General features: G+C 71.6%; 24 protein-coding genes. 13 read left to right on the forward strand and 11 right to left on the reverse strand.

Annotated elements, in window-relative coordinates; all coding sequences use genetic code 11:
• Positions 1–37: 37 nt before the first annotated feature.
• The gene (locus tag ACWIF2_RS28485) at positions 38–1,177 is read right to left on the reverse strand and encodes an aminoglycoside phosphotransferase family protein (protein ID WP_399014674.1); all 1,140 of its coding nucleotides are present in this window, start codon (positions 1,175–1,177) and stop codon (positions 38–40) included.
• Between the two features lie 234 nt (positions 1,178–1,411).
• Between ACWIF2_RS28485 and ACWIF2_RS28490 the strand changes: the two genes are divergently transcribed.
• Entirely contained in the window at positions 1,412–2,905 is a 1,494-nt protein-coding gene (locus ACWIF2_RS28490; protein WP_454363662.1) for a DNA-binding protein NsdB, read from the forward strand.
• Between the two features lie 5 nt (positions 2,906–2,910).
• Here ACWIF2_RS28490 and ACWIF2_RS28495 read toward each other — a convergent pair whose 3' ends face one another.
• The 3 genes from ACWIF2_RS28495 to ACWIF2_RS28505 form a co-directional block, all read right to left on the reverse strand.
• On the reverse strand, positions 2,911–4,317 hold the full coding sequence (locus ACWIF2_RS28495) for a PP2C family protein-serine/threonine phosphatase (RefSeq protein ID WP_454363663.1): 1,407 nt from the start codon (positions 4,315–4,317) through the stop codon (positions 2,911–2,913).
• A gap of 271 nt (positions 4,318–4,588) precedes the next feature.
• The gene (locus tag ACWIF2_RS28500) at positions 4,589–5,683 is read right to left on the reverse strand and encodes a baeRF3 domain-containing protein (protein ID WP_454363664.1); all 1,095 of its coding nucleotides are present in this window, start codon (positions 5,681–5,683) and stop codon (positions 4,589–4,591) included.
• 76 nt (positions 5,684–5,759) lie between these two features.
• A complete protein-coding gene (locus ACWIF2_RS28505) occupies positions 5,760–7,331 on the reverse strand; it encodes an alpha/beta hydrolase (protein ID WP_454363665.1) in 1,572 nt (523 codons plus the stop codon).
• A gap of 274 nt (positions 7,332–7,605) precedes the next feature.
• Here ACWIF2_RS28505 and ACWIF2_RS28510 point away from each other — a divergent pair, with 274 nt between their 5' ends.
• Positions 7,606–8,283, forward strand: a complete 678-nt coding sequence (locus ACWIF2_RS28510) for a chaplin (RefSeq protein ID WP_454363666.1) — start codon at positions 7,606–7,608, stop codon at positions 8,281–8,283.
• A gap of 548 nt (positions 8,284–8,831) precedes the next feature.
• On the opposite strand, the gene ACWIF2_RS28515 is transcribed toward ACWIF2_RS28510, so the two are convergent.
• Together ACWIF2_RS28515 and ACWIF2_RS28520 are read right to left on the reverse strand one after the other, a co-directional pair.
• On the reverse strand, positions 8,832–9,566 hold the full coding sequence (locus ACWIF2_RS28515; RefSeq protein ID WP_454363667.1) for a class I SAM-dependent methyltransferase: 735 nt from the start codon (positions 9,564–9,566) through the stop codon (positions 8,832–8,834).
• 165 nt (positions 9,567–9,731) lie between these two features.
• A complete protein-coding gene (locus tag ACWIF2_RS28520; RefSeq protein ID WP_454363668.1) occupies positions 9,732–10,217 on the reverse strand; it encodes a nucleoside deaminase in 486 nt (161 codons plus the stop codon).
• A 135-nt stretch (positions 10,218–10,352) separates the two neighbouring features.
• Here ACWIF2_RS28520 and ACWIF2_RS28525 point away from each other — a divergent pair, with 135 nt between their 5' ends.
• Positions 10,353–11,276, forward strand: a complete 924-nt coding sequence (locus tag ACWIF2_RS28525) for an NAD-dependent epimerase/dehydratase family protein (protein WP_454363669.1) — start codon at positions 10,353–10,355, stop codon at positions 11,274–11,276.
• 136 nt (positions 11,277–11,412) lie between these two features.
• Here the strand turns inward: ACWIF2_RS28525 and ACWIF2_RS28530 are convergent, their stop codons facing one another.
• Positions 11,413–11,676, reverse strand: a complete 264-nt coding sequence (locus ACWIF2_RS28530) for a GlsB/YeaQ/YmgE family stress response membrane protein (protein WP_184595905.1) — start codon at positions 11,674–11,676, stop codon at positions 11,413–11,415.
• A gap of 159 nt (positions 11,677–11,835) precedes the next feature.
• Positions 11,836–12,276, reverse strand: coding sequence for an SPW repeat protein (locus tag ACWIF2_RS28535; protein WP_454363670.1), 441 nt, complete (start codon positions 12,274–12,276; stop codon positions 11,836–11,838).
• Positions 12,277–12,504: 228 nt separating this feature from the next.
• Between ACWIF2_RS28535 and ACWIF2_RS28540 the strand changes: the two genes are divergently transcribed.
• From ACWIF2_RS28540 to ACWIF2_RS28555, 4 genes are all read left to right on the forward strand, one after another.
• Complete coding sequence (locus tag ACWIF2_RS28540) at positions 12,505–12,684, forward strand: hypothetical protein (protein ID WP_454363671.1); 180 nt, start codon at positions 12,505–12,507, stop codon at positions 12,682–12,684.
• A gap of 91 nt (positions 12,685–12,775) precedes the next feature.
• Positions 12,776–12,853, forward strand: a complete 78-nt coding sequence (locus ACWIF2_RS28545) for a putative leader peptide (protein ID WP_351405193.1) — start codon at positions 12,776–12,778, stop codon at positions 12,851–12,853.
• 150 nt (positions 12,854–13,003) lie between these two features.
• The gene (gene ssuE / locus ACWIF2_RS28550) at positions 13,004–13,558 is read left to right on the forward strand and encodes an NADPH-dependent FMN reductase (RefSeq protein WP_454363672.1); all 555 of its coding nucleotides are present in this window, start codon (positions 13,004–13,006) and stop codon (positions 13,556–13,558) included.
• A gap of 99 nt (positions 13,559–13,657) precedes the next feature.
• Positions 13,658–14,881: a serine hydrolase domain-containing protein gene (locus tag ACWIF2_RS28555; protein WP_454363673.1), complete on the forward strand. Its 1,224-nt coding sequence runs from the start codon at positions 13,658–13,660 to the stop codon at positions 14,879–14,881.
• Here the strand turns inward: ACWIF2_RS28555 and ACWIF2_RS28560 are convergent.
• Positions 14,878–15,927, reverse strand: coding sequence for an acyl-CoA dehydrogenase family protein (locus ACWIF2_RS28560; protein WP_454363674.1), 1,050 nt, complete (start codon positions 15,925–15,927; stop codon positions 14,878–14,880). The genes ACWIF2_RS28555 and ACWIF2_RS28560 overlap by 4 nt on opposite strands.
• A 114-nt stretch (positions 15,928–16,041) precedes the next feature.
• Between ACWIF2_RS28560 and ACWIF2_RS28565 the strand changes: the two genes are divergently transcribed.
• Both ACWIF2_RS28565 and ACWIF2_RS28570 read left to right on the forward strand, forming a co-directional pair.
• On the forward strand, positions 16,042–16,392 hold the full coding sequence (locus ACWIF2_RS28565) for a YciI family protein (RefSeq protein WP_454363675.1): 351 nt from the start codon (positions 16,042–16,044) through the stop codon (positions 16,390–16,392).
• The gene (locus ACWIF2_RS28570; protein WP_454363676.1) at positions 16,392–17,624 is read left to right on the forward strand and encodes an RNA polymerase sigma factor; all 1,233 of its coding nucleotides are present in this window, start codon (positions 16,392–16,394) and stop codon (positions 17,622–17,624) included. Before ACWIF2_RS28565 ends, ACWIF2_RS28570 begins: the two co-directional genes overlap by 1 nt.
• Here ACWIF2_RS28570 and ACWIF2_RS28575 read toward each other — a convergent pair.
• The gene (locus tag ACWIF2_RS28575) at positions 17,599–18,702 is read right to left on the reverse strand and encodes a substrate-binding domain-containing protein (protein ID WP_454363677.1); all 1,104 of its coding nucleotides are present in this window, start codon (positions 18,700–18,702) and stop codon (positions 17,599–17,601) included. The two genes, ACWIF2_RS28570 and ACWIF2_RS28575, sit on opposite strands and share 26 nt — an antisense overlap.
• 77 nt (positions 18,703–18,779) lie before the next feature.
• Between ACWIF2_RS28575 and ACWIF2_RS28580 the strand changes: the two genes are divergently transcribed.
• The 4 genes from ACWIF2_RS28580 (at position 18,780) to ACWIF2_RS28595 (ending at position 22,718) form a co-directional block, all read left to right on the forward strand.
• Positions 18,780–19,217, forward strand: coding sequence for a MarR family winged helix-turn-helix transcriptional regulator (locus ACWIF2_RS28580; protein ID WP_454363678.1), 438 nt, complete (start codon positions 18,780–18,782; stop codon positions 19,215–19,217).
• 193 nt (positions 19,218–19,410) lie between these two features.
• The gene (locus ACWIF2_RS28585) at positions 19,411–20,301 is read left to right on the forward strand and encodes a glycoside hydrolase family 19 protein (RefSeq protein ID WP_454363679.1); all 891 of its coding nucleotides are present in this window, start codon (positions 19,411–19,413) and stop codon (positions 20,299–20,301) included.
• 96 nt (positions 20,302–20,397) lie between these two features.
• Positions 20,398–21,759 (forward strand): phospholipase, encoded by a 1,362-nt coding sequence (locus tag ACWIF2_RS28590; protein ID WP_454363690.1) that lies wholly within the window; start codon positions 20,398–20,400, stop codon positions 21,757–21,759.
• A 41-nt stretch (positions 21,760–21,800) separates the two neighbouring features.
• Positions 21,801–22,718 (forward strand): oxidoreductase, encoded by a 918-nt coding sequence (locus ACWIF2_RS28595; protein WP_454363680.1) that lies wholly within the window; start codon positions 21,801–21,803, stop codon positions 22,716–22,718.
• Here the strand turns inward: ACWIF2_RS28595 and ACWIF2_RS28600 are convergent.
• Positions 22,715–23,173, reverse strand: coding sequence for a pyridoxamine 5'-phosphate oxidase family protein (locus ACWIF2_RS28600; protein ID WP_454363681.1), 459 nt, complete (start codon positions 23,171–23,173; stop codon positions 22,715–22,717). The genes ACWIF2_RS28595 and ACWIF2_RS28600 overlap by 4 nt on opposite strands.
• Positions 23,174–23,291 lie beyond the last annotated feature (118 nt).

Raw genomic sequence — 23,291 nt, forward strand, 5'->3', positions numbered from 1 at the left:
CCCCTGTCCACAGCGCACCGCGGGCCTTCGCCCCCCGTCAGCGAGTACCGACCGCCGCGCGCACGGCCCGCCGGGCCAGCTGGCAGTCGTCGTGCAGCCGCCGCAGCAGCAGGCGCTGCTCCTCGCCGGACGGCGCAGCACCAGGGTGGGCAGGGCCCGGTGCCGCCGGGGCCGCGTCGTGCATCGAACGCTGCACGGCCGTTTCGTACGTACGGATCTCACGGGTCAGCACCAGCATCAGGTTCACCAGGAAGGCGTCCCTGGACGCAGGGCCCGCCGACTGGGCGATCTGACTGATCTGGCGACGGGCCACCGGTGCGTCCCCTAGCACCGACCACAGCGTCGCCAGGTCGTAGCCCGGCAGGTACCACCCCGCGTGCTCCCAGTCCACCAGCACTGGACCGGCTGGTGACAGGAGGATGTTCGACAGCAGTGCGTCGCCGTGGCAGAACTGGCCCATTCCCTGCCGCCCGGCCGCCTGCGCGATGCCGTGCAGCAGCTTCTGCAGATCGCCCAGGTCCCGGTCGGTGAGCAGGCCCAGCTCGTGGTACCGCGAGATCCGTGCCGCGTAGTCGAGCGGGGCGTCGAACGTGCCCGCCGGCGGCCGCCAGGCGTTCAGCCGGCAGATCGCGCCCAGCGCGGCTCTGATGTCCGCCCGTGGCGGAGCCTCGGCCGGATGCCGCTGGAGCGCCGCCACCCGCCCGGGCATCCGCTCGATCACCAGTGTGCAGTTGTCCGGGTCCGCCGCGATCAGTCTCGGCACCCGCACGGGAGGGCGGTGCCGGACGAACGAGCGGTACGCCGCTATCTCGTGGTGGATCCGCTCGGACCAGGCGGGGGAGTGGTCCAGTAAACACTTGGCGACAGCCGTGTTGCGACCGGTCGTACCGACCAGGAGTACCGACCGGCCGTTGCGGCGCAGCACCTGCACCGGGGCGAACTCCGGGCAGATGCGGTGCACCGACGCGATGGCGGTGCGCAGCTGCGCGCCCTGAGGGCCGGACAAGTCGAGTCTTCCGCTGAGCGGTTGGGTTCCGAGAACCGCGCCGCGCCGTGCCCTGCCCGCACCGAGCACGGGGGCCGCCGGCCGCGCGGGGGCGAGGTAGGGGCCACTGTCCGCGGGACGCGGGTGCAGCGACCGGGGCGGTGCGGACACGGAGGACGATGCTGCGTACATGGGCGAGACAGATCCCTTCGTGTGCCTGCGACGACAGCGCACCACCCGGCCCGGACCCCCGGGTGCATCCTGGGGAATGTCCCTGCGGCGACCGGGTCGGGGTGGCGCGTTCCTACCTGACACCGGATGCCCGGTGGCACACCATCTGGCGAACCCTGGCGAACCCTGGCGAATAGTCGCCCGGCAAGTCTCCCCGGGCTACTGTCAACTCAGCCGAGTACCTGGGGGCTTGATGTGAGCGGACAACCCAACACCCGTCTCTCGGACCTGTTCGGCCTGGCCGGCTGGTCGAAGGGCGAACTCGCGAGGCTGGTCAACCGGCAGGCGGCGGCCATGGGCCACCCCCAGCTCTCGACCGACACCTCCCGGGTGCGGCGTTGGATCGACACGGGAGAGATCCCGCGCGATCCGGTGCCGCGGGTGCTGGCGGTTCTGTTCACCGAGCGTCTCGGCCGTGTCGTGACCATCGAGGACCTCGGTCTGGTCCGGCACGGGCGTGCGGGGAAACGGCAGGGCGGCGGGAGCGCGGAGCCTCCCGACGGCGTGCCGTGGGCGCCCGAGCGGACCGCCGCGGTCCTCACCGAATTCACGGGAATGGACCTCATGCTCAACCGACGCGGCTTGGTGGGCGCGGGCGCCGCGCTCGCCGCGGGATCCGCACTCAGCAGCGCCATGTACGACTGGCTGCACACCGACCCTGCCCTGGCTGTCGACGCTCCCGACCTCGATCCGTCCCTGCACGCCGACCCCGCTGGGTTCGACCGTTACGAGGCCGCCCCCATCGGGTCGCAGGAGATCGAGGAACTGGAGCGCTCGGTCGAGGTGTTCCGCGCCTGGGACGCCGCCCGCGGCGGCGGGCTCCAGCGCAAGGCCGTGGTGGGCCAGCTCAACGAGGTGGGCGGCATGCTCGCCTACCGCCACCCACCCCATCTCCAGCGGCGCCTGTGGGGCGTCGCCGCCAACCTGGCCGTCCTCGCGGGCTGGATGTCGCACGACGTCGGCCTGGAACCCACGGCCCAGAAGTACTTCGTCATCGCCGCGCACGCGGCCCGGGAGGGCGGGGACCGGCCCCGCGCGGGCGAGGCGCTCTCCCGTGCGGCCCGCCAGATGGTCCATCTGGGCAAGCCGGACGAGGCCCTGGACCTGATGAGGCTCGCCACCTCCGGCTCGGGCGACGACGTGCTGCCCCGCACCCGGGCGATGCTCTGCACCATCGAGGCCTGGGCACAGGCCGCCATGGGCAAGGGCCAGGCCATGCGCCGCACACTCGGGCAGGCGGAGGACCTGTTCGTCTCCGACAAGGCCGACGTACCACCGCCGGACTGGATGCAGACCTTCAAGGAGGAGGACCTCTACGGCATGCAGGCCCTTGCCTACCGCACGCTCGCCGAGTTCGAGCCGGGTGCGTCCGCGCATGCCCAGCACTACGCGGAGAAGGCGCTGGCCCTGCGGATCGACGGCCGGCAGCGGTCGAAGATCTTCGACTATCTGTCGATGGCGTCGGCCTGCTTCATCGCGGACGACCCCGAACAGGCGGACCGGTACGCGCGGTTGGCCCTGGTGTCCATGGGATCGAACTCCTCCCACCGCACCTGGGACCGGCTGCGCGAGATGTACCGGCTCACCGCCGAGTACGCCGGATATCCGAGGATCCAGGAGCTGCGGGAGGAGATCAAGCTCGCCCTGCCGAAGACGAAGGGCAGGGGCGGCAACAGCGCGCGGGCCTGAGCTTCCTATGCCGTGACCTTGGCGACGAGCACACAGGCGTTGTCCTCGCGCGCGCTCTCGCCGAATTCCTGGACGACCGTCGTTATGCAGTCCTCCGCGGTGCGGTTCCCGGTCAGTCGCGGGGCCAGATCGAGGAGGAGGTTCACGGCCGCCGCTCCGGTGTGCCCGGGTACCAGCCCGTCGGTGTGCAGGAGCAGCAGGTCGCCCACCTCGAGGGTCTCCTCGGCCTGTCCGTAGACGGCGCCCGAGGTGGCGCCGAGCAGGACGCCGTCCGGTGTGTCCAGTACGCGCCCCGTCCCGTCGCGGAACAGCAGCGGGGCGGGGTGCCCGGCCTGCGCCCACACCAGGGTGCGGGTCCCGGGCCGGTAGCGGCAGCAGACGGCGCTGCCGAGGGCGGGTTGCACGGTGGCGTCGAGTAACTGGTTCAGCCAGGCCATCAGTTGTCCCGGCGGGGCGCCGGCCATCGCCATGCCGCGTACGGCGCCGAGCAGCATGGTCATGTCCGAGGCGACACCGACTCCGTGTCCGGTGAGGTCGCCGACGCTCAGGAGCGTTTCGCCGTCGGTCAGTTCGAGCGCGTCGTACCAGTCGCCGCCGATCAGCGTGTTCGTGGACGCCGGCAGGTGGTGGGCGGCGAGGTCGAGGGTCCCCGGGCTCCGGTGCGGGAGCCGCAGGGAGCCGCGCCACGGCGGGAGCACGGCCTCCTGCAACTCGACCGCGAGCCGGTGTTCGGTCCGCGCGGCATGCCCTTGGTGGAGCGAGTCACGGGTCTCGCTGACCACCCGCTGGCTGCGGCGCAGTTCGCTGACGTCCCGCAGCACGGCCCACATCGAGGCGGTGCTGCCGTCAGTGCCGAGCACCGGTTCGCCCATCATGTGCACGGTCCGGACGTCACCGTCCCGGCGTGCGATGCGGAACTCGCCGTCGATGGGCCGGGCGTCGACGAGGCAGTTCGTGACCATCGCCGTCAGCTTCGGCCGGTCCTCGTCGAGGACCAGGGACGGCATCTCGTCGAGGGTGAGCGGCGGGGCGTCGGGGTCGCGGCCCAGGATCTGGTAGAGCTCCCCGGACCAACTGGCCTCGTCCGTCAGCAGGTTCCATTCGGCGCTGCCGACCCGGCTGAGCAGCGAGCCCTGTGGGGGCATGTCGGGTTCCAGGGGGGCCGCCGCGGGCGGCGGGCCGTCCCGCAGCTGGGCCAGATGCTCGTCGAGGTCGTTGAGCTGGTGCAGGGCCAGGTCGTACAGGGCGCGCTGCCAGCGACCCCGCGGGTGGTCCGATCCGTCCCCCTCGGCGTCGCGCCGCACCGCGTCCATGTCGCCCTTGAGACGCCGCGTCTGCGATATCAGCGCGTCGACCGAGCCGCGTCCGGGCGGCTGGGCGGCTGGGCGGTCCGCGGAGAGGTGGGACGGCATGACGCACTCCGATGCGGGGACGGTACGACCAGGGCGGACGGAGGGACCGTTACGACTGTCGCACAGCCCGCGACGCCCTGTAAGGGATTCGGCAACACACGATACGGTGGTGCTTCTGGCATATGCCACAGTCTCGCGGAGTTACTCCGGGGTAGGCGTGAAGTGTGTCGTTCGAAAGCCCAAGTCGTAGGTTACACAGGGTATTTGGCGACCCATGGGTAACCTCGCACCTCGGTGCCGCGCGTGTTCGACGGCCCTGTGTTCGAGCTCTTCAGTACCGCAGCACCCCGGCGATGCCGTCCGCCTCACCGAGCGCGCCGTCCGGAACGAAGCGGACGTCGGCGCCCGTCTCCAGGCACTGCTCGACGATCTCGTCCACGATGTCCTCGCGGGAGTCGAGGTCACCGCTCTCGGTGAGGATCAGATGATCCCCGGCGTCGCGGACCGTCACGCGGTAGTTCTCCTCGACGGCCAGCAGCCGGACGCGGCCGTCCCGGGCGCTCTGCCACAGCTCGTCGACTCCGGCGGCGAACTCCCGCCGCCCGCGGGCCGTTTCGAGGGCGCGGCTCACGGCGTCCGTGCTCCGGCGGGCCTCCGCCTCGATCACCGGCCGCATGGCCTGCCACACGGTGTCGGGGTTCCCGTGGGCGAGGCCGCCGTGCGGAACGTGCACAGCGCCCCTGGCGGTGGTGCCGGCCTCGTCGATCAGCGAGAGGGCGGCCGGCTCACCGGTGACGTACAGCCGTCGCGGGTGGTCGCGCAGGACGGCGTTCATCGCGGTGTCGGCCTCGCGGAGAAACTGGCGGGTGCGTTCCTCCCGGAAGGCGCTCGGCGTGTCACCGATCCGCTGCAGCCGTTCCGGGTCGAAGTTCTCCACGCGCCTGGTCAGCGGGAAGCCCCCGAGGCGCGCCTCGACGACCCGGTCGGCACCGCCGTTCCACAGCGTGACGCGGTCCGCTGCGAGCGACAGCACCCAGAACGGCCGCCCGGCCGTCTGGGCGGAGACCAGGTTCCGGGTGAGGAAGGTGTCCGAGAGCACCACGCGTTCGGGCACGGACCGGGAGAGCGACCACACCTGGTGCTCACCGGGGGCCGCGAAGATCACCAGGCCGTCCTCGGCGTGCGTGAGATCGACCTCGGACAGGGCCCGGTCGAGGTGCCGGCCGACCTCGGCCCGGCGTTCCCGGGTGACGGCGGGATCGACCTCCAGTTGCCTCTTGGCCTCGGCCACGACATTGCGCAGCCGGACCTGGTCCTGGGCGTTGTAGGGCTCGCGCCGGTGGGTCGGCGTCAGCACGGAGACCGCGGGGTAAGGGCGCGGGCGCCGCAGCTCGGCAAGGGTCGCGGGACTCAGAACGTGCTCCATGACAGCACGATAGAGCCGATTCGCGATTGAGGCATTTGGGGCAATCGGTTCGCCGGTTCGAGTGGGGAGCGGCGAGTCACTCGGTGTCGTGGTCGGAGCCGCAGGAGCTGCCGTCCGGCGGGAGGGTGCCGTACAGCAGGAAGGCGTCGACCTTGGCGTGCACGCACTTGGAGGACCCGTAGCCGGTGTGGCCCTCGCCGCGGTTGTCGAGCACCACGGCCGACGAGCCGAGCCGCTCGGCCGTCTCCACCGTCCAGCGGTACGGCGTGGCGGGGTCGCCCCGGGTTCCGACGAGCAGCATCCTCGGCGTGTCGACGTCCTTGACCTCGTCACGGATGAAGTCGGTGCCCTTGGGGCGGCCGTAGCACAGCAGCACCTGGGTGAGCCGGTTCCGGCCGAAGACCGGTGACGCCTGCTCGTAGCGGGCGCGCAGCCGGCCGAGGTCCTTGGTGACCTGCGCGGCGGCGGGGCGGTCGGGATCGTCCGCGCAATTGATCGCCATCAGCGCCGCCGGCAGGTTGTCCAGAGGTACGTCATCCGGGTCGACGAGCCCGCGGTGCTTGCCCCGCAGCGGCGGGAGCGTGACGCCTCCGGACGCGAAGGCCTCCAGGCCGCGCGTGTCGCCCTCCTCGAGCAGCTGGGCTATCGCCCGCTGCAGCAAGGGCCACAGCTCCCTGCTGTAGAGGCCCTGACTGAGCGCGCCCGCGAAGTCCTGGCCGGAGAACGCCTCGCCGAAGTCCGTCGGCACCGGGTCCTCGTCGAGCGACCGGACCACCTGTACGACGTGTTCCCTGGCCTTTCGCGGATCCTGCCCGAACGGGCAGGCGATGTCCTCCGTGCACCAGGTCAGGAAGTTCTCCAGCGCGGTCTGCAGTCCCCGGGCGCTCGCCATGCCCTGCTCGGACAGCGGCTCGGTCAGCGTGTCCACGCCGTCCAGCGCCACCCTGCCGACCTTCTCGGGGAACCGGGCCGAGTACACCGCCCCGAGCCGGCTGCCGTACGAGAAGCCCAGGTAGTTGAGCTTGTCGTCGCCGAGCGCGTCGCGCATGACGTCCAGGTCGCGGGCGGCGTTCACCGTGCCCATGTGGCGCAGAACGGGTCCCGAGTGCTCGGTGCACTCGGCCGCCGCCGCGCGCAGCTTCTCGAGCACGGCCTGCGGATCGGCGACCTCGGCGTTCCCGTCTGTCGCGTCCAGTGCGCCGCTGGCGGCGTTTCCGCAGCTCACCGGTGCGGAGCGGCCGACGCCGCGAGGGTCGAAGCCGACGACGTCGTAGCCGTTCGTCAGGCCCATGAAGTGTTTGCCGCCGAGGGCGAGTTGGGCCACGCCCGGGACGCCCGGGCCACCGAAGTTCAGCAGCACCGAGCCCCGGGACTTGCCCGTGGCCCGGTAGCGGGCCACGGCGAGATCGAGAGTGCCCTTCTCGGGCCTGGCGTAGTCGAGCGGGACGGTGACCTTGCCGCACTGCAGGTCCTTGGGCATGTCCATGCCCTCGCACGCCGACCACTTGACCTTCTGGTCGTAGAAGCGCGCCAGACCGGGCGGGGGGTCGTCGGCCGCCGGCAGGCCCGCGCCCAGCAGGGCCAGACCGGCAACGCCGGTGACCGCGCAGTGCCGGATCGAGAGGTGCGTGGACAGCTTGGCCAGCATCAATGCCTCCAGGGGCGCCCCACAGCGGACCGGGAACCGGCGCCCTCGCTCACCATAAGCGGGCCCCGGATGTGCCGCCTCCGGGCGGGTGCGGCGGCTCGAAGTGCCCCGGAGTGCGCTGCTCCGTGCCGCATACGAAGGGCTTTACCGCTAGTTCGACAACCGGGCCGCTCGATGGAGTGAAAGGCCGATAAGCCATAACTCGGATCGTGCGCCCCGCGTTCTATCCCGTGCGGGTGAGTGCCCGCGACGATGTCTGGAAGGCAGGGAACCTATGAGACGGGTTACCCGAAACGGTGTGATCGCCGTCGCCGCCGCCTCGGGCGCGATGGCCATGGCCGTACCCGCGTACGCGGACTCCGCGGCGGACGGATCGGCGGCCGGTTCGCCCGGGGTGGTCTCCGGCAACACCGTTCAGCTGCCGGTGCATGTCCCGGTGAACGTGTGCGGGAACACGGTGAACGTGGTGGGGATCCTGAACCCCGCCACGGGCAACAGCTGCGCGAACAAGGGCGACGGGCGGGCGGGCCGGCCGGGCAAGCCCGGCGGTGCGGTCGCCGAGAGCAGCGGAAAGGATTCGCCGGGCGTGGTCTCCGGCAACGGCGTACAGCTGCCGGTCGATGTCCCGGTCAACGTCACCGGCAACAGCGTGAACGTGGTCGGCATCGGCAACGCGGCGACCGGCAACGAGTCCGCGAACACCCCCGGAGGCCGGCCGGTCCGCCCCCACCACCCACCGAAGCCGGCGGCCCCGAAGCCGTCCGTCCCGCCCCGGGCGCACCCCGCCCCCGCCCCTGCCCCGCACTCCGCGCCGCAGGCCACGGGGGCCCTCGCCCACACAGGCTCGGACCACACCCTGCCGGCCGTCGCGGCGAGCGCGGCGCTGGTGCTCGGGGGAGTGGTGCTGCGCCGCCGATTCCGCCCGGCGCCGGACGGCTCGCAGCGCCGCTGACGCGGCGGAGCCCCGGCGGTCTCTCGGCGCGCTGATACGCGACTCCACTCCCGTGCCCGGAAACGGCGGAGCCCTCGCGGCCCGGACAGTCCGGTGACAGGCGACACCGGACTGTCCGGGCCCGGGAGCCGGGGCATCCGGGTGGCGTTGCCGAGTGGTGGCACGTCGTGGCGCTCTCGTGTGGGAAGCCGCGCAGCGTTCGCGGTTCCCGCGGACGGAGGTATGCGGTGGGGCCGGGGCTGTGCGGTGCCCGCGGCGTCGCCGGACTGGGCGGTGCCCGCGGCGTCGCCGGACTGGGCGGTGCCCGCGGCGTCGCCTGGGCGGTGGCACGCGACAATGCTCCGGGCCCGGAGCGGAGCGGCGACGCCCCGGGTTCGCCGGACCCGTGCTGGTGGCCGCGGTCCGGCGGGTGGTCGGGCGCATCGGCGTCGCCAGGGCGCCGACGGCGGCATATCGGGTCGCCGGACGGGCAGATGTCGCAGGCGGCGGTGCCCAGTATGCGCAGTCGAGGGCCCATGCGGGCGTCGGCGGTCGGCGGACTCGTGTCGTCAGAGCGGCTCCGCCACCCCCGTGAGCAGCACCACCCCGGAGTCGCCGTGGTCAGGGAGGGTGCGGTCGGTGTCGATGTGGGTGACGTCCAGGTCGCGGGTCAGAGGGGTGAAGACCTCGGTGACCGTCGTCGGGTTCACCGGGCAGCCCGGCCAGCGGGACGCCGGGCCGATGCGGTAGGTCGGCAGGTTCTCCATGAAGGCGGCGACCAGGTGACCGCCGGGCGTGACCGTGCGGACGAAGGTGCGGCAGAAGTCGGCGAACTCGGCGAAGTCCTCCGTGGCGCCCTCGGCGACGAAGTGCATGGAGGCGAGTCCGTAGAAGCCGGGCGGCAGGGTCCGGACGTCGGCGTGGACGACGTTCACCCCAGCCAGTGCCCCGGCCAGGGTCGCCGGCACGTCGGGGTTGAGCTCCCGGCACAGCGCGTGGAAGGGGAGCCAGCTCGCGTCGAGGCGGTGACAGATCTGCTCCTGGAGATAGGCGACGCTGCTCGCCCCCGCCTCCACGGCGTCGATTCTGCGGCACGCGGCGGACGCGAGGATCAGCGGATAGAGGTTGGGGCCCGCCCCGAACTCCACCGAGCGGTCGATGCCGCCGGGCGGGAAGCGCCGGTAGAAGGCGCTGTGGTGCCTGATGATCGCCGCGTCCGAAGGATGCACCTCGCGGTAGTTCTCCGCGAGGTAGTCCGCGACCGGCCAGCGATCCCAGTCCACGTCGTCGTTGTGCGTCGTCATGGCCGTTCAGCCCTTCAGCCGCAGCGGGAAGCGCTCGGACAGCCGGGTCAGGGTCCCGTTGAGGTGATCGATGCCAGTGACGCCCGGGAGACTCCAGTTGAATTCGATCGTAGATTCGCGTATGCGGCCCTGCATCTCGGGCGGGCCGGGGAATCCAGGGGTGGATCAGCCGCGCCCGCGATGGAACCGCACGTGCAAATCCCGGATCCGTTCCGTCAGTTCGGGCACCGGACCGTCCACGATCACACCGGGTGCCACCTCGTGGACGGGGAGTGTCCGCACCGGCGGCGCGGGGACACCCAACTCGCCCAGCCAGGACACGAGTTGCTCGGACGAGGCGACGTAGGCGATGCGTCCCAGACCGACCCAGGCGTGCGCCGCCGCGCACATCGGGCAGTGCTCGCCGGAGGTGTAGACCGTGGCCGCCGCCCGCTCCTCGGGCGTGAGGTGGGCGGCCGACCAGCGGGCCAGCTCGAACTCGGGATGCCGGGTGCGGTCGCCCGAGGCCACGCGGTTGCGGTCCTCGGCGAGCACCGTGCCGTCCCTCCCCACCAGCACCGAACCGAACGGTTCGTCCCCGGCGTCCAGTGCCTCCGCCGCGAGCTCCACGCAGCGGCGCAGGTGAGGCAGTTCCGTGTCCTTCACGACCATGGTGCCGGGCCCTTCCTCGTGACGAAGTGATCAACAGGACTGTACGGCGGGCGGGGCGTACGGCCCCACCGGATATCGCGCCGCCCGGGCGCCCTCGGATGTCACATCCGCACCCGTCCGGTCCGTCGCATGGTCATGACGACGAACCAGAAGCACCAGAGCATCCTCCTCGCCGGCGCGAGCGGTGTCCTCGGCCGGCACATCACCCACGCGCTCACCGAGGCGGGCCACAAGGTCACCGGACTCGGCCGGAGCCGGGACAACGGCATCCGCGCCGACCTCATGGACCGCGACGCGCTGCTGCACGCCGTCGACGGACACCACTTCGACACCGTGATCCACGCCGCGACCGCCCTGCGCAAGCCCCCGATGCGCGACCGCGACATGGACGCCACCGACGCGCTGCGCACCCAGGGCACGGCCCACCTCGTCGAGGCCGCCCGCGTCACCGGTGCCCGCCGCTTCGTCGCGGAGTCGATCGTCTTCGGCTACGGCTACGGGGATCACGGCGACCGCCCGCTCACCGAGGACGACCCCTTCGGCCCGCTCGGCAGGACGCCGCCGCTGGAGCAGCACATCGCCGCCATGCGGACCAAGGAGCGGCTCACCTTCGAGTCGGAGGCACTGGAGGGCGTCGCGCTCCGCTTCGGCCTGTTCTACGGCCCCGGCGGCACCGACACCCTGCTGCCGCTGCTGCGCCGACGGCAGTTGCCGATGCCCGGCGACCACGGCCGGGTGCTGCCGTGGGTGGAGCTCACCGACGCCGCCCGCGCGGTGGCCGCCGCCGTGGAGCGCGGCCGGCCGGGGCAGGCGTACAACATCGCGGACCGGACGCCGCTCGGCTTCCGTGCCCACATCGAGAGCGTGGCCGAGACGTTCGGACTGCCGAAGCCGATGACCGTGCCGCTGTGGCTGATGAAGCCCATGTCGTACGCGCACACCGTGATGGCCTCGCGGCTGCGGGTGTCCTGCGCCAAGGCGGAACGCGAACTGGGCTGGACTCCGCGCTACGCGTCCAGCGGCGAGGGGCTCGCCGCGATGCGGTCGGCGGGCCGTTGAGGCCGGGGGAGTACCGGCTGGGTCCGGCTCCGGCGTGCCGGGCCGTCGGGCCGCGGCACACCGGAGGCCAGGTGACTCCTGGCGTGACTTCTGGTGTCGCGCACGTACTGTCGATACGCCATCGTTCGCTACGCCGTCAGCGGCCTGCCTTCGAACGGTCCAGCGCGGCGACGCCGAGCGCGGCGAGACCGATCTGGATGAGCCATTCGACCCAGTCGACACCCTTGGTGTCGGCCACACCGAACGCGCCGGCCAGCGCGGAGCCGATCAGCGCGGCGATGATGCCGACGACGATCGTCCACAGAATTCCGATGCGCTGACGGCCCGGGACCACGAGCCGGCCCAGGACGCCGATGACGATGCCGATCACGATGGCGCTGATGATGCCGTCGACTTCCATCTCCGCCCCTTCTCCTCAGGACCCCCGCTGCAATGCGTCTGCCCGCTGGCGGCCGGGACACTCCGGGTCCCGCGCCGCGGGCCCCTCGCGTCGCGGGTGCGGACGCGAAAGGGCCGGTCCGGGAGCGCGGACCGGCCTTCGTTTCCCTTCCGGCGGGGGCTACGGCCTCGGGGAGGCCTTCGCCGCCGTGCCGGCGCACACCAGGCCAAGGATCACGGCCAGTGTACCGATGATGATGTTGTTCCACACGACCCCGGCGTCCGGGCTCTCGCCGACGATCCACGGCGAGATGATCATCCACACCCCGAGGGCGCACATGGCCCAGCTCAGCCCGTACATACGCTCCGGAGCACGAGTGAACCCGAGCGCCAGCAGACCGATCGCGATCCCCATGATCAGGTTGTGGGTCACGAGTGGCGGCTGGCTGGTCGTGTAATGGACTATCCACGGGGAGGCCGCGCAGTACAGACCCAGCAGGAACACCGGTCCGTCCACGAGCGCCACATCGCGTCCACCGAGCATGCGGGCGTACCGATCCCGCATCTCGGAGGCATCAGGGTGGCTGGTGATGTCACCTCTGGTGGGCGAGACGTTGGCCATGACTCGTCTCCTTCGTCTTACAGGGCGACCGCGTCTGGTGGGGTATGCGGTAAGCGCCGCGTAAGCACATTCTGCTCTTATTTTTCCTTTATGTGTAGGGGATGTGCGGGGGTGTGGGCTCCTACCGGGCGGTACATGTCCGGGCGGATCGCGGGCAACCGGAGGGATACGGCAGTGACCGATCGACGTCGCCCGGCGGGCGGCGCGGGACAGCGGAGGGCAGCGGACATGTCTACGGCGATCAGCGCGAAGGTGTTGGAGCGGTTCCCGGCGGGAGCCCCGCGCGGATCGTGGCCGGCGGAGGAGTACGCGGCACGCTGCCGCGCCGAGGGCGAGCCCGCCACCGTCGTGATGGACCTGGAGTCGGACGCCTTCCTCGTGGTGGTTCCGTCGGACGACGAGGCCTGAATCCGGCCGGAATCCGGGGTCCGGGATACGAGATGAGCCGCGCGTTCCTTGACGGTCCTCGTCCCCCGCTGCGACGATCCATGGCATGACCATGCGACTGGATCTCACGCGGCGACGCCACGTCGACCTCGCACGCGTATCCAGCGCTTCCTGTCGCGCAGCAGCCTGAGCGTTCCCGCTCGCAGCTTCCCCGCACGCCTGAATTGTCGCTCCGTCACGTCCTTCGAACACCGCGGGACGGCAGGACGCGACTGGTCATGGCGTCCTCCCAAACGGCTCTGCCGCGCGCAGTCGCGCCTTCTCCCCGGAAAGAGAATCCATGGCCACCGTCCTGTCCGTCTCCGGCAGCCCCTCCGCCTCCTCCCGCACCAGCCGACTGCTGCGCCACCTGGACGAGCGGCTGGCCGCCCAGGGCCATGACGTCATCCCGCTCGACGTCCGCACCATCCCCGCCGAGGCCCTGCTCGGCGCGGACTTCCGGCACCCCGCGATCGTCGAGGCCACCGAACTGTTCGCGCGTGCCGACGGTGTCGTCGTCGGCACCCCCGTCTACAAGGCCTCCTACTCCGGTGTCCTCAAGGCCCTGCTGGACCTGCTCCCGCAGTACGCCCTCACCGGCAAGACCGTGCTGCCGCTCGCCACGGGTGGCAGCATCGCCCATGTCCTGGCCATCGACTACGCGCTGCGCCCGGTGCTCACCTCCATGGGCGCGGCCCACACCGTGCAGGGCTGGTTCACCCTCGACAAGGACCTCACCGTGCGGGACGACGGCACCCTGACCGTCGCGCCGGCCGCCGCCGAGGCACTCACCCAGGTGGTGGATCAGTTCTCCGCGGCGCTCGGCCGCACCCCGCTGCTGACCGTGGTCGGTTGACGTCTCCGACTCTCCAAAGATCAACCCTGGAGCCCGACTTCGGCGTCATCCGCACCGAGGGGCAGGCCTTGCCCCTCGGTGACCAGGAGGCATACACGCATGAAGCAGCGGGCCGCACGCACCGTCTCATTGGCTCTGGCCGTGGCATTGTCCGCCGGAGCGGCGGCCCTCGCCCCGTCCGCACAGGCGGCACCATCCGGGCCCGGCCACGAGGCGACCCGAACCGCACTGCGGAATCTGGTCGAGAAGGGCGGGCTCCCCGGCGTGGCGGCCGAGGTCCGTGACGGCAAGGAGAGGTGGTCGGCCGTGTCCGGTCACTCGGACACCGGCACCGGCCGCGAGCGTTCGCCCGCCGACCACTTCCGCGGCGCCAGCATCACCAAGACGTTCGTCGCGACCGTCCTGCTCCAGCTGGAGGCAGAAGGAAGACTGAGCCTGGACGACACCGTCGAATCGTGGCTGCCCGGCCTCGTGCGGGGCAACGGCTACGACGGAAACGGGATCACCCTGCGCCGGCTCCTCAACCACACCAGCGGCATCGCCAACTACACCGACGACCCCGCGTTCAACCACGGCGCCGCCGGTCCCGGCTTCCCGGACCACCGGTACGACACGCACACGCCCGAGGAACTCGTGGCGATCGCGCTGAAGTACCCGCCGCTGCCCGACCCGGAGACGGCGCCGGTGTACTCGAACACCAACTTCGTCATCGCCGGGATGGTCATCGAGAAGGCGACGGGCCGCTCGTACGAGCAGGAGATCACCCGGCGCCTCATCCGGCCGCTGAAGCTGCGCGGGACGTCCTTCCCCGGGACGTCACCGAAGATGCCGAAGCCGCACCCCGTCGCCTACTCCCGGCTCCACGAGGAGGCGCCGGACGCCGAGATCCATGACGCCACCGAACAGAACATGACCTGGCTGGGCGCGGCCGGCGACGTCATCTCCACCAGCGGCGACCTCAACCGCTTCCAACGAGCCCTGATGAAGGGCGAGTTGCTGCCACCTGCCCAGATGAAGGAGATGCTCGACGAGGTTCCGTCGGGGGAGGGGCTGGGGTTCGGGCTCGGGGTCGAGTTCGCGGAGCTGTCCTGCGGTGTGAAGGTGGTGGGCAAGTCCGGCCGTACCAACGGCTCCCTGTCCGCGATGGTGGGCACACGGGACGGCAGGCACCAGCTGACGTTCAACATCAACGGTGACTGGCTCCAGAACGGATCGCTCTACGTCGATGTGATCGAAGCGGAGTTCTGCGACAAGGCCCCGTCCCCGACAGGAAGCCCGACCGGAAGCCCGACCGACAAGCCGCTCCTGCCGCAGCTCGGCTAGCCGGACGCCAGTGACCCGAGGTGCGTCCGGCGTGCCTCGGCCGTCTGGCCCTGCACCAGCAGGAACATCCCCTCGCGGGCCAGCCGCTGCGCCCGGCTGTCCAGGGCCATGGACCGGCCGCCCCCGGCCACGACCGCCGCGGTCGTGGCCGCGCGCATGAGGTCGTACGCGCGTGTCTTGACGGCCAGGCGTTCCGGGACGCACTCGTGGGGGACCGGGTGGTCGGCCAGTGTGTAGGCCTCCCGCCGGACCTCGTCGAGCCGGGCCCGCAGCGAGCGGGCCGTCTCCTGGCCGTCCGGGGCATCAGCCACCAGGTCCAGCGCCGCGTACGCCACTCCGAAGACGGCCGGACTGGCGTTGGCGGCCCTGGGCAGGTCGACCAGGGCGAACTCCTGCTGCGGCACACGCAGCACGACGGCCTCGTCCGGCACCCACAGGCCGTCCAGTTCCAGAGAGACCGTACGCGCGGCGGTGAGGGCCGCGAGCCGCATCGGCGCCGACGGAGAGAGACCCGGCTGCGCGCGGGCCTCGGTGAGGACGAACACCACCTCGGCCGCGTCCGTCACACCGGCCAGCAGCATCACATCGTTCAGTCCCCAGCCCGTGAACCAGGGCACCGTTCCCTCGAACCGCCAGCCGCCCCGCTCGGGCGCCGCCCGCACCGGGACACGAGGGAAGGCACGGACATGGGCGAACGCGATACCGGCCATCACCTCGCCGGTCGCCAGCGGACGCAGGAACTTCTCGCGGACGGGCGAGTCATATGTGGCGATCAGCTTCACCGGAGTGTGGTGCTGTGTCTGCACGAACCATGTGGAGCAGCACGCCCCGGCCAGGATCTCCGCGGTCTCCCGCGCCACGCCGACGGGGGCGCCCGCCCCGCCGTACTCCTCCGGCGCGCCCACGCCGAGCAGCCCCGACCGCTTCACGGCCGCGATATGGCTCGCCGGCACACCCTCCTGGTCGACGCGCTCGGCTTGCGGGACGAGGAGATCGTGCGCCAGTCGCTGTGCGCAGGTGACGAGGGGGTGGGGTGTGGTGGTCATGGGAGAAATTCTCCCGGTCGCGCCGCGCGGGGTGTCGATCCGGGGGTGTGTCGTTCGTGTAGGAGGTGCAAGGAGACCCCGACACTCGCATAGCCCCGCGCCATGGAGGCCGTCATGAAGTACTACCTGCTCAGTGTGATGCAGCCGGTCGGCGATCCGCCCGCCCCCGAGGTCCTCGCGGAGATCGGCGAGAACCTCGACGCCTTCCACCAGGAGCTGCGCGAGGCGGGCGCCTGGGTGTTCGCAGGAGGACTGCACGGCCTGGAGTCCGCCACCGTGCTGCGCCCCCGTGACGGCGACGTCCTGATCACCGACGGGCCGTACGCCGAGGGCAAGGAGATGCTCGGCGGCATCTGCCTCGTCAGGGCGCCCGACCTGGACGCCGCCCTGGAGTGGGGGCGCAAGGCGGCCGTGGCCACCATCCTGCCGATCGAGGTGCGCCCCTTCATGGGGGACGCCGGCTGATGGGCGTGGACGTCGAGGCGGTCTTCCGCGCCGAGTACGGCCGCGCGGTCGCCGTCCTGGTCCGCTTCCTCGGCGACATCGACCTCGCCGAGGAAGCGGTCCAGGACGCTTTCACCACGGCAGTGCGGCGCTGGCCGGAGACCGGCGTCCCGCCCAGCCCGGCCGGGTGGATCATCACCACGGCCCGGAACCGGGCCATCGACCGGTTGCGCCGCGAGTCGTCCCGACAGGCCCGGCACGCCGAGGCCGCCCTGCTGCACGACTTCGACGCACCGCCCGAGGAGGGCCCCGTGCGCGACGACCGGCTCCGCCTGATCTTCACCTGCTGCCACCCCGCGCTCTCCCTCCAGGCGCGGGTCGCCCTGACCCTGCGGCTGCTCGGCGGGCTCACCACCGCGCAGATCGCCCGCGCCTTCCTGGTGCCGGAGCCGACGATGGCGCAGCGGCTGGTCCGGGCGAAGGCGAAGATCCGCGACGCCGGGATCCCGTACCGGGTGCCCCGCGACGCCGACCTGCCCGACCGGCTCAGCGGGGTCCTGGCCGTCGTCTACCTGATCTTCAACCAGGGGTACGAGGGCTCGCCCGGCCTGTGCGCCGAAGCCCTGCGGCTCGGCCGCCTTCTGGCCGCGCTCATGCCGGACGAGCCCGAGGCGACGGGCCTGCTCGCGCTGATGCTCCTGGTCGAGGCGCGCCGCGACGCTCGCGAGGACGACCGGGGCGAACTGGTGCCGCTGCCCGAGCAGGACCGGGACCGCTGGGACACTGACCTGATCACCGAGGGGCAGACACTCGTCCGCCGCTGCCTGCGCCGCGACCGGCCCGGGCCCTACCAGATTCAGGCCGCCATCCAGGCCGTGCACAGTGACGCGCCGACCGGCGACACCACCGACTGGGACCAGATCCGACAGCTGTACGACCAGCTCATGGTCCTCGCCCCGAGCCCGGTCGTGGCCCTGAACCGGGCCGTCGCCGTCGCCGAGACCGAGGGCCCCGGGCCTGCCCTCGCCCTGGTGGACGCCCTCGACCTCGCCGGCTACCACGTCCTGCACGCCGTCCGCGCCGACCTGCTGCGCCGCCTGGGCCGCGACACCGAGGCCGTAGCGGCGTACGAGGCGGCCATCGCGCTCGCGGAGAACCCGGCGGAGCGGGCGTTCCTCGACCGCCGCAGAGAGGCGCTCGTACGGCGCCGCCGGGCGGACAGCCCCTTCAGGGACGGACATCCAGCTCCGTGAGCACGTCGAAGTCGAGACCGTCGGCACGGGCCAGATAGATGCGCTGGCGCACATGACTGCCCCTCAGACGCAGCACCCCGCGCGGGCCCGCGTACGACACCGTGCCCGCAGCCGCCCCGACCGACGACACATCCAGCGTCCCGGCCTTCCTCAGCAGCGCGGCCAGCAACAGCACGCCCTCGTAGCAGGATTCGCCGAGGCTGCCGAGGGCGGGTGCCTCGACGCCGTAACGGTCCGCGTACCGCCCGTGGAAGTCGAGGGTGTCGCGGTTGGCCAGCGAGGCGAAGAAGCCGGCCGTGCTGTAGAGGTCCTCGGTGGCCGCCGGGCCGCTCGCCATCAGCATGTTCTCGTCCATCAGCGTGCTCAGCCGCAGACAGCGCGCGTGCAGGCCGTGCGCCGCGAACGCCCGGTTGAAGCGCACCGCGTCGCTGCCGACGAGCAGCATCAGCACCCCGTCGGCGTCGGCGCGCTCGACGCGGCGCAGCACCGGCTCGAAGTCGTCGGTGCCGAGCGGGAGATAGGCCTCGCCCACCACACACCGGCCGGCGGCGCGGGCGTATGCCCGGGCTGCCCGCGCCGTACGCCGGGGCCACACATAGTCATTCCCGACGACGAACCACCGCCGCACCCCGCGCTCGTGCGCCAGCAGGTCCATCGCGGGCCGTAGTTGATCGCGCGGGGTCTCGCTCGTCAGGAACACACCGGCGGTGTCCTCCCCGCCCTCGTACAGCGCCGTGTACACGTACGGGACGCGGTGCGCGATCCTCGGCGCCAGCGCCTGGCGCACCGAGGAGATGTGCCAGCCCGTGACGCCCTGCACGACGCCCAGGTCCACCAGCGCCTCGACCCGGCCTGCGACCTCGTGCGGCGGGCCCGAGCCGTCGACCGGCACCAGCCGCAGCTCCCTGCCGAGCACGCCGCCGCCCCGGTTGACCTCCTCGGCGGCCAGCCGCGCGCACAGCTCGCACGTCGGCCCGAAGATCCCGGCCGGCCCCCGCAGGGGAAACACGAGGGCCACGCCGAGCACGGAGTCGTCGGCCGTGAACCACTCGGGCGCGGGGAGGTCGTGCCGGAACATGGCGTCATGATCCCGGCTCCGTCAGGGGAACTCCAGTGCGTCTCTTACCATGGACGCACCTCTGAGCTAGGAGCGGCATGCCCACCCCAACTCCCCGTCGGTCCGACGACCTGGTGCAGTTGCTGACGCGGGCCGAGCGGCTCGCGGCGGGGCGGCTGCAGGCCGTTCTGGAGGAGGAGGGCTGCTCGCTCGACGCGTGGCGGGTGCTGGCCCTGCTGTCCGACGGCGAGGGGCGCCACATGACGGCGATCGCGGAGGCCGCCTTCCTGCCGCCTCCGACGCTGACCAAGCTGGTCGACCAGCTCGTCGACCAGAATCTGGTGCACCGCCGGGTCGACCCGTTCGACCGCCGCCGCATCCTCGCCCACCTCACCCCGCGCGGCCGCGAGTACTGGCAGCGCGTCGACCGAACGGTCCGGGCCGGCCGGCCCACGCTCGGCGACGCCGACGACGAACTGCTGCGCTCCCTGCTGGACCGACTCGCGGCGGCACTGGCGGAGTCGGCACCCGTGTGAGCCTCCGTCAGCCGCGAACACGGATGACTGGTCTACACCCTTGACTGGTACAGACCAACGCGGTTGAGTGTGCCTTCACAACCCCCCACCACGGCCGCGCCACGCCGTGACCGGCTTCGCCGACGCGTGCGCCAAGGCTCTGCTTCGCCCTGCCCCGCGGGGTGCGGCCGTGCTCCGCAAAGGAGTTGATCCCGTGTCGAGACGCCGTGTGTCCGCCGTCCTGGTCACCCTCGCCCTCGCGGGCACCGCCCCCGTGCTGCTGCCCGCCTCGAACGCCTCCGCGGCCGCGTGCTCCAGCTACCCCAACTGGGTCGCGGGCAAGTCGTACAACGCCGGCGACATCGTCCGCTACACCGACGGCAAGGCGTACATCGCCGAGCACGCCAACCCGGGCTACGACCCGGTCATCAGCACCTGGTACTGGGAGCCGTACGCCTGCGACAGCGGTCCGGGCACGCCCAACGCGCGCTTCGTCGTCACCGAGGCGCAGTTCAACCAGATGTTCCCGAACCGGAATTCCTTCTACACCTACAGCGGCCTCACCGCGGCCCTGAGCGCCTACCCCGGCTTCGCCAACACCGGCAGCGACACGGTGAAGAAGCAGGAGGCCGCTGCCTTCCTCGCCAACGTCAGCCACGAGACCGGCGGTCTGGTGCACGTGGTGGAGCAGAACCAGGCCAACTACCCGCACTACTGCGACTGGAGCCGCCCCTACGGCTGTCCGGCCGGCCAGGCCGCCTACTACGGCCGCGGCCCGATCCAGCTCAGCTGGAACTTCAACTACAAGGCCGCGGGTGACGCGCTCGGCATCGACCTGTTGAACAACCCCTGGCTGGTCCAGAACGACTCGGCCGTCGCCTGGAAGACGGCCCTGTGGTACTGGAACACCCAGACCGGCCCCGGCACCATGACCCCGCACAACGCCATGGTGAACAGCGCCGGCTTCGGCCAGACCATCCGCAGCATCAACGGCTCCCTGGAGTGCGACGGCAAGAACCCGGCGCAGGTGCAGAGCCGCGTCAACAACTACCAGCGGTTCACGCAGATCCTCGGGACGTCACCCGGCGGCAACCTCTACTGCTGACGCCGGACCCCAGGGCGTGGTGTCATGCAGGGTGTCATGCACCTGATCAGTCTTGATCACTCCTGATCAGTACGAGGAAGGGCATCCCTCATGCGACTGCGCACCCCCCACGTCCTGCTCGCCACGACCGCCGCGCTGGCCGCCGCGGTCGTGGCCCCGCCGCCCGTCGCCGCCGCCGTGCCGGCCCCGGGCACGTACTACGTCCAGAGCGCCACGACCGGGCTCAACGCGGCCGACAACGGCGGAGCGGTCGAGCAGCACAGACCCCGCGGCAACGAGGACCGCCAGCAGTGGCGGCTGAAGCCGAACGGGTCGGCCCACCTGCTGGAGAACACCGACACACCCGGCAACTGCCTCGGCCGCAACGGCGACCAGGCCGCGACCGTCGCCTGTACGAGCGCTGACGCCGTCTGGGAGATCGCCCCGGCCGGCACCGACCGCCACACCCTCAAGGCCCCGGGCACCGCGCGCCACCTCACGGTGGCACCCAAGCCGTCCGGCGCCAACTACCCCGCCCGGCTCGCCGTCGGCGGGGCGGGCGACCTCGCGGCGTGGTACCTCACCCCCGTCGACCCCGCCACCGGCCCCATGCCGCCGCAGGGCCAACGCACCCTGGACCAGGTCACGTTCCTCACCTCGCACAATGCCTACGCCAACGGCGTCGACGGCGGTTTCGCGCCGCCCTTCATCAACCTCGTGCCCAACCAGACCCGAGGTATCGAGCGGCAACTCGCGGACGGAGTCCGCGGATTCATGCTGGACATCCACCAGACCCCGGACGGCGCGATCCTCTGCCACAACAGCTGCACCCTCGTCAGCAAGCCCGTCGCCCTTTGGGTCGACCTCCAGCGCATGGTGGACTTCCTCAAGGCACACCCTGACCAGTTCGTCACCGTCTTCTTGGAGGACTACGTCGACCCGGGCGTCCTGCGCGCCGAACTCGCCCGCGTCAACGGCCTGTCGGACGTGCTGTACCGGCCCGACAGCACCGGCGTACGCCAGAACGGCTGGCCGACGATGGCGGACCTGACCGCCGCCGGCGACCGGCTGCTGATCTTCACCGACCACAGCCGCTCCGCCGACCAGGCGGCGGGTTTGACCCGGGACAGCTTCGGCGTCATGTACCAGCGCGAATGGACCGTCGAGAACTACTGGTCCATGGGCTCGGGCATCGGCTCCTCCGACTGGTCCTGCTACAGCCGCTGGTACGACGCCGGCACGAACATCCCGCTGACCCGCACCGAACCAGGTTTCCGCCCGCTGTTCGTCATGAACCACTTCCGCGACGCCGGAATCACCTCCACGGCCACGACCGACAACACCAAACTCGCCGACCGAGCCCAGCGGTTCTGCCGGCCGGCCGCCCGCAAGAAGCCCAACTTCCTCGCCGTGGACCACTACGACCGGGGCAACCCGGCCTCCGCCGTCGCCACCCTCAACTCGTACACGTATCCGTAAACGGCTCCAACGGTCCGCGTGACGTGTGTGAGACTCCGCCGATGAGCTCACAGACGATCACCGCGGACGCCGCGGGCACCTGGAAACTCGGCGACCTGCCCGTCCACCGCCTCGGCTACGGCGCGATGCGGCTGACGGGCAGCGCCGCCTTCCACCACGGCACACCGAGCGACCGCGACCGGTCGATCGCCGTCCTGCGCAAGGCGATCGACCTCGGTGTGAACCACATCGACACGGCCGCCTTCTACTTCTCGTCGCTGCGCTCCGCGAACGAGCTCATCAACACCGCGCTGGCGCCCTACCCCGACGACCTCGTCATCGTCACCAAGGTGGGCCCGTACCGGGCCTACGACGGGGAGTGGGGCACCTCGGCCCGCCCCGAGGATCTGCGCGGCCACGTCGAGGAGAACCTGCGCCAGCTCGGCCGCGACCACCTGGACGTCGTCAACCTGCGCCGGATGCCGAAGTACGACTCGATCGCCGACCACTTCGGGGCCCTCGCGCAGCTCCGGGAGGCGGGCTTGATCCGGCACCTCGGGGTCTCCAACATCGAGCCACGCCACCTCACCGAGGCACAGGCCATCGCGCCCGTGGTCTGCGTGCAGAACCGGTACGCCCTCGACCGTCCCGACCCCGCGACCGACGAACTGCTGCGGATCTGCGGCGAACAGGGCATGGCCTTCGTGCCGTTCTACGCCGTCGCCGGCGAGGGCGGGGAGCAGGGTGCCACCACCGCCCACGACGAGGAGGTGCGAGCCGTGGCCCGCGCCCACGGTGCGAGCCCCGCGCAGATCCGCCTCGCCTGGACGCTGCACCAGGGCCCGCACGTCCTCGCCATCCCCGGCACCGGCAACCCCGACCACCTCGCGGAGAACGTGGCGGCGGGAGCCATCCGACTCACCGGTGAGGAACTGGACCGGCTGGGCGCACCGCGGCAGAGGGCCGGGGTGACCGGCTAGAGCGCCCAGACCCCGTCCCGCATGAGATGCCTGCGGGGCAACTCCCGCACCTCGCACCACGCCTGCACCGCACGCGGCCGCACCCGGAAGAACGCGTACGACGCGTGGTCCTCGCGCGGATCCCAGCCGGTCTTCGCGAGGAACGCCCCGGCCGCGGCGGACGGCACCTCGGCGCACGTGAAGGTCTCCACCTCGCCGTCGACGAGCACGACGTCCCGGGTGTCCCCGAGAGCCAGCCGGGCCCGCCCGCCGTCCCGCAGATTGCGGCCGGTGGGGTTGGTCAGCCGGGTGCACAGCCACACGGCCTCGTCGTGCCAGACGAACCACAGCGGAACCAGACAGGGCACTCCTTCGCCGTCGGCCGTGGCGACCCAGATGTCCATCTCCCGCTCCAGCCGGGCCAGCAGGTCCGCCTTGCGCTGTTCGGGGGTGCGAGGTGGTTCGGTGATCTTCATGGAGGGACGCTAGCGGCCGGGCCCCGGGGTCCGCCTCGGGCCGAGGGCGTAGGCCGAAGACCTAGGACTTCGAAGAAGCCGGGAGCGTAGTTGGCACGCCATGAGTTTTACGTATAAC

This window comes from Streptomyces sp. NPDC055506, from assembly GCF_053643595.1.